A 5984-nucleotide genomic window follows, 5' to 3' on the forward strand; every position below is an offset into this window, starting at 1 on the left:
CTGTTGACCCAAGTCTTTGGTAGAAGTATTGGTCTAGTGGTTCGTGGTGTAATTCAGGGCATTGGTAGTAGCGTCCAAGAGGCCAGGTTTGGGAAAAATTCTGGACGTGGGAAGTAGGGGAGTGTGGCTCACATGGGTCGGGAATCGGGAGTCGGGAATCGGGAATCGGGAGCGGTGCGACCCAAGGGCGATTTACTCGCCCATTGGAAAGCGCACCGAGGGAGTCGGAACCCACCCCTAACCCCTGTCAGGAGTGGAAGAGCGGGAAATGGGGAGAATTACCCTGGGAATTATTGTGTATCCGGACTTGATATAAGTCCGGACCGGAGATCAAGCTGGTATGAAAGTTTGCTGCATAACTTTTCGTGGTTAGCTCGATAAATATGATAAATATATAGATACTTCACAATCAGCTATCAGCACTGATCATTCAGCAGGTAGTGCATTAGCTAAATACTTGCCATGAAAGTTACTATGTTAGAGGATTATCAAAAGACTTTAGAAGAGTTCTTAGATCAATTCAATGTCTCTACCAGCGGCAGCATCCTATTTTGGCAAATATATCTATTATATCTTTTTAAGTTGCCGGTAGAATCACGATCATACAGCTTAATGCGGTATGTTTATTCCAAAGTGGTATGCTCCCCTAATCCATCCCTGTTGAAGAAGAAAGTTATCGAAATTTTATTAATCAGAGATGCTCTAACTCAGGGATTATCAAGTAATATTAAACCCTTAGCTTATGTTATAGTAACGCTTGTTGAAGAATTAGACAATAAACTGAAATCAAATGCTGAAAAACTGATTCAATTTATTGATTTAGCTCAGTATCGAGATAATTTACGAAAGCACCCCGATGCTTGGTGGTGGTATTTGGATGTTTACGCTGAGCAAAAAGAAATACAATCTCACCCTTGGAATCGCTTTGACTGGTTAGTTAGAGTAGTCAGAGTTATTGTTTGGACGGGAAACTTAGCCCTTTTAGGAACACTGGCTAGCCTTTTCCTCAGTAGTGGTTCGGGTTTTTGGGGCGCAGTAACTATTGCTTTACCCAGTATATTGTCATTACTTCAAGCTCAAAGCGAATTAACAGAAACAGGCAAAAAAGGATTTGATAATCTGTTAAAAAGACTAAAAATTCCTCAACACTGGCACGAGGAAGCTAAATTAGGATCGAGTGTCTTAATCCTAGTATTTATGTCAGCCATTTGGTTTAATTTACCTTCTATCTCTAATCGCTATAAACGAGAAGGTCAACAATTACAATATCAGCAAAACTTAGCGTCGGCTGAAGAGAAATATTTAAAAGCCATTAAATTAGACTCAGATAATTTAGATGCTCATTATCAATTAGCAACTCTCTATGAAGAAGTACAAGATTTGGCTAATGCTAAAAAACAATATCTAATTGCCGCCAAAGGGGGTTATTTGGATGCCTATAATAATCTGGCCTATTGGTACATTCGGGAAAATAAGAATGGCGAAGCGGTAGAATTACTCAATCAAGCCTTAAAGCTTTTAGAGAAAAAGGAAAGTAATCTTGAACAGTTAACGGACAACAAAAAACTAAATTTACAGACTCAAAAATATAGCTTATATAAAAACTTAGGATTGGCAAGATTTAAGCAAAAGCGAGATGATGATGCTATTCCTTATCTGATGATTGCGATTAGTATTGCCAAAAATCCCAAATACCAGAAATATATCCGAAATCCTGGGGCATCTTTTTGTATTTATGCCCAAATCTTGCAAAACCAAGATCAACAATCCTCTCAGGCCAAGCAAAATTGGCAACAATGCCATCAATTAATTGAGTCTCGTCTAGCTGCGGGTGAGACCATTAATTCTGAAGAGGATCGATGGTTATATGAAGCCAAACAAAAGTTAAAGTAAAAAAATGAAGAATTCTGTCTTTAATTCTAAAAGTGCAATTCCAGCTGTTTTGAGCTTAATACTGATGGGAGGTGAAACTCCTGTCGAGACTAATTATCCTGTCGAGACTAATCCTAATGCTATCCATATCCTGCTTGATTTTACGGGGAATGTCCAAGTTAAAAAGACACAATGGAAGCAATTTCATCCAGCTGATTCTGGTATTACCCTCAATAGTAACGACCAAATCAAACTAGGAAGTAATGCTTCGGTCACTATTTATTGCAGTAACCTTGATCAATTGACAGTGACCCAACCTGGAACCTATCTTGTGTATCAGGGATGTCCTGGAGGAGAAGAGATTATTAGATTATGCCCAGAGTGTAATAATGATACACGCCGTCCTCTTGGTACAAAAGAAGAGAGGTTACAACAACTGCCCTATCTGATCAGCCCTCGTAATACTTTGGTTTTCAATGAGTCATTAACCCTTCGCTGGAATGGAGTGTCAGGGGCAAGCCAATACACGGTTAAGGTGGGAGACTGGGAACGGCAAACCAATGAAACGCAAATAGTTTATGACGGTGAATTGAACCCAGGGGAGTTTTATGAAATCACCGTAGTAGCAGATAATGGAGTTTCTTCTCAAGACGAAGATAGTGATGGTCAATATAGTTGGTTTATTGTTTTAGAGGAAGAGGAAGCAAAAACTTTACAGGAACAAGTAGCTGTTATCAAGCAGCAGGAATTAAGCCAAGAACAAGAAGGATTAATTTTAGCTTATTTTTACCGAGGAAATGAATTAAATGCTGAGGCGATTCAGGTATTAGAAGGGTTAGTGAAGTCGGGAAGTCAGACAACAACGGTTTATCAGTTGTTAGGGGATATTTACCGGCAGGTCGGATTGAGTTTAATGGCGAAGGAGGTTTATGAGCAAGGCTTGGCATTAACAACAGAAGAGGAGAATAGCGACGTTAAGGCCATGATGCAAAGGGGATTAGCAGAGGTGGAATATACGTTAGGTAATAGGGATGATGCGGCAGAGTTATTAGAGAAAGCAAAGGCCAGTTATTCGGCATTAGGGGACGAGATACAGGTAGAAGCGTTAGCAAAACAAATAAATAAGGTTTTAGAGAGGGATTAATGATGAAAAAGGGTTTAAGAAGGTTATTGATATCATCTATAGTTGCTGTTGTCGGGGTCATGGTATTCTGAATAGGGATGCAAGAACCAATGGTGGAACAGGCAATGTCTCAGGTTTCAAAACAAGAGGAGTTAGCGGAGGCAGAAAGATTAAATCAACAGGCGGAACAGTTATATCAGCAAGGAAAGTACAATGAAGCCATTCCCTTAGCAGAACAAGCTTTAGCGATTCGTAAAAAGATATTTGTAAATAATCATCTTGATGTAGCCACAAGTCTCAACTACCTAGCATTACTTTACAAATTACAAGGAAGATACGCCGAAGCGATTCCCTTAGCAGAACAAGCGTTAGCGATTCGCAAAAAGGTACTGGGAGACAACCATCTTGATGTGGCAGCCAGTCTCAACAACCTGGCAGAACTTTACAAGTTACAAGCAAGATACGCCGAAGCCGAACCCCTCTACCAACAGTCCTTAGCCATCACAAAGCAACAGTTAGGCGACAATGATTTGTATGTAGCAACCGGTCTCAACAACCTGGCATTACTTTACAAGTTACAAGCAAGATACACCGAAGCTGAATCCCTCTACCAAAAATCCTTAGATATCAGAACGCAACAGTTCGGGGACAATCATTTTTATGTAGCAACCAGTCTCAACAACCTGGCAGAACTTTACAAGTTACAAGGAAGATACGCTGAAGCCGAAAACCTCTACCAACAATCCTTAGCCATCACAAAGCAACAGTTCGGGGACAATGATTTTTATGTAGCATCGAGTCTCAACAACCTGGCAGGACTTTACCAGTATCAAGGAAGATACGCCGAAGCCGAACACTTCTACCAACAGTCCCTAGACATCAGAAAACAACAGTTAGGGGACAATCATCCTGATGTAGCATCCAGTCTTAATAACCTGGCAACACTTTACGTCTCCCAAGCAAGATACGCCGAAGCTGAACCCCTCTACCAACAGTCCTTAGCCATCACAAAGCAACAGTTCGGGGACAATCATCCCAAGGTCGCAGCCACTCTCAACAACCTGGCATTACTTTACTTCTCCCAAGGAAGATATGCCGAAGCCGAACCCCTCTTCCAACAGTCCTTAGCCATCCGAAAACAACAGTTAGGGGACAATCATCCATCCGTAGCAACCGGTCTCAACAACCTGGCAGGATTTTACAAGTTACAAGAAAGATACGCCGAAGCCGAACCCCGCTTCCAACAGTCCCTAGAGATCAGAAAACAACAGTTAGGGGACAATCATCCTGATGTAGCATCCAGTCTTAACAACCTGGCAGACCTTTACCAGGATCAAGGAAGATACGCCGAAGCCGAACACTTCTACCAACAGTCCCTAGACATCAGAAAGCAACAGTTCGGGGATAACCATCCCAATGTGGCAGAAAGTCGCAACAACCTGGCAGACCTTTACAAGTTACAAGCAAGATACGCCGAAGCCGAACCCCTCTACCAACAAGCCTTAGACATCAACAAGCAACAGTTAGGGGATAACCATCCCAAGGTAGCAATCACTCTCAACAACCTGGCAAGACTTTCCGAGTCCCAAGGAAATACAAGTCGTGCTATTGAATTGTTAAGCCAAGGACTTAGGATTGAAGAATATAATCTCTCCGAAAATTTGGTGGCAGGGGATGAACGCCAGAAACAAGATTACATGAGGAAAATTTCTGGGACGACTGATTGGGCTATTTCTCTCAATCTTCAATCTGCACCCAATAACCTAGAAGCAACTCGTCTAGCACTTAAAGCTATCTTTGAACGAAAGGGACGTATCCTGGATGTCTTAACCAACAGCTTACAAATTCTGCGGCAACGTATTGATGACCCCCAAAGTCAAGAATTATTAACTGAACTGATCGCCACACGCACCCAACACGCTAACCTGATCTTCAAGAAGCCAGAAGATTTTCCTTCTCCCGACGTTTACCGTAAACTACTCACCGAAGTTGAAAACAAAGCCAAACAACTTTCAGACCAACTGAGTCGTCGTAGTGCCGAATTCCGTAATCTATCCCAACCCATTACCCTCGAAGCTATTCAAAAACAAATTCCTGCTGATGCTGCTTTAGTGGAATTGGTACGGTATGAAAGCTTGGGAAAACCTCACTATGCTGCTTATATTATCTATCCTAACGGTGAAATAAAAGCCAAGGATTTAGGAGAAGCAGAAGCCATTGATAAAGCAGTAGAAAAATTGCGTAAACGACTCCGAGTTTCTCACCCCAGAACTATCAAAACACTCAAAGCTGCTGGCAGAGATTTGGATGAAATGGTGATGCAGCCTGTGCGCCAACTATTAGGAGAGACTAAAACCATTCTTTTATCTCCCGATGCTACACTCAATTTAATTCCCTTTGAAGCATTAGTAGATGAAAATAACCAATATTTAGTCGAAAATTATCAAATCACCTATCTCACTTCTGGAAGAGACTTACTGCGACAAAACCCCAACAATAACCGACAATCTCCCTTAGTCATCGCCAACCCTAACTATCAACAGCAGGGAGAAGTAGTTGCCCTTGATGCTTACCGTTCCATTGACCTATCTCAGCGTGTTTTTATGCCCCTGAAAGGCACACAACAAGAAGCAGAAACTATTAGTTCAATTTTCTCACAAGCCCTGACTTTAATGGGTAACAAAGCCACCAAAAATGCCCTCAAACAAGTGAAGAATCCTGATTTCCTCCACATTGCCACTCATGGATTCTTTGAAACCTCGTTAAAAAACCAAAACTATGTTGATAATCCCCTGCTTCGTTCTGGGTTAGTATTTGCTGGTGTAGAAAAACAACAAAGTGGGGAGGATAATGGAATTCTAACCGCATATGAAGGCACCCTCTTAAATCTGGTCGGGACTCAATTAGTGGTATTATCCGCTTGCGATACTGGAATTGGTGATATTAGCGCGGGGGAAGGTATTTATGGGTTGCGTCGTGCTTTTGTAAT

4 protein-coding genes are annotated in these 5984 nt (G+C 41.6%); all 4 read left to right on the forward strand.

The genetic code is table 11. From position 1 onward, the window contains the following. Positions 1-3 precede the first annotated feature (3 nt). Positions 4-117, forward strand: coding sequence for a DUF3685 domain-containing protein (locus F6K49_RS34130; RefSeq protein ID WP_293103783.1), 114 nt, complete (start codon positions 4-6; stop codon positions 115-117). 345 nt (positions 118-462) lie between these two features. Beyond that, positions 463-1893, forward strand: a complete 1431-nt coding sequence (locus F6K49_RS34135; protein WP_293103772.1) for a hypothetical protein — start codon at positions 463-465, stop codon at positions 1891-1893. Positions 1894-1897: 4 nt separating this feature from the next. Then, positions 1898-3016 (forward strand): tetratricopeptide repeat protein, encoded by a 1119-nt coding sequence (locus F6K49_RS34140; RefSeq protein WP_293103775.1) that lies wholly within the window; start codon positions 1898-1900, stop codon positions 3014-3016. 77 nt (positions 3017-3093) lie between these two features. Further along, a partial coding sequence (locus tag F6K49_RS34145) for a CHAT domain-containing tetratricopeptide repeat protein (protein WP_293103780.1) occupies positions 3094-5984 on the forward strand: 2891 nt, incomplete at its 3' end.

The sequence above is a fragment of the Moorena sp. SIO3I6 genome, from assembly GCF_010672095.1.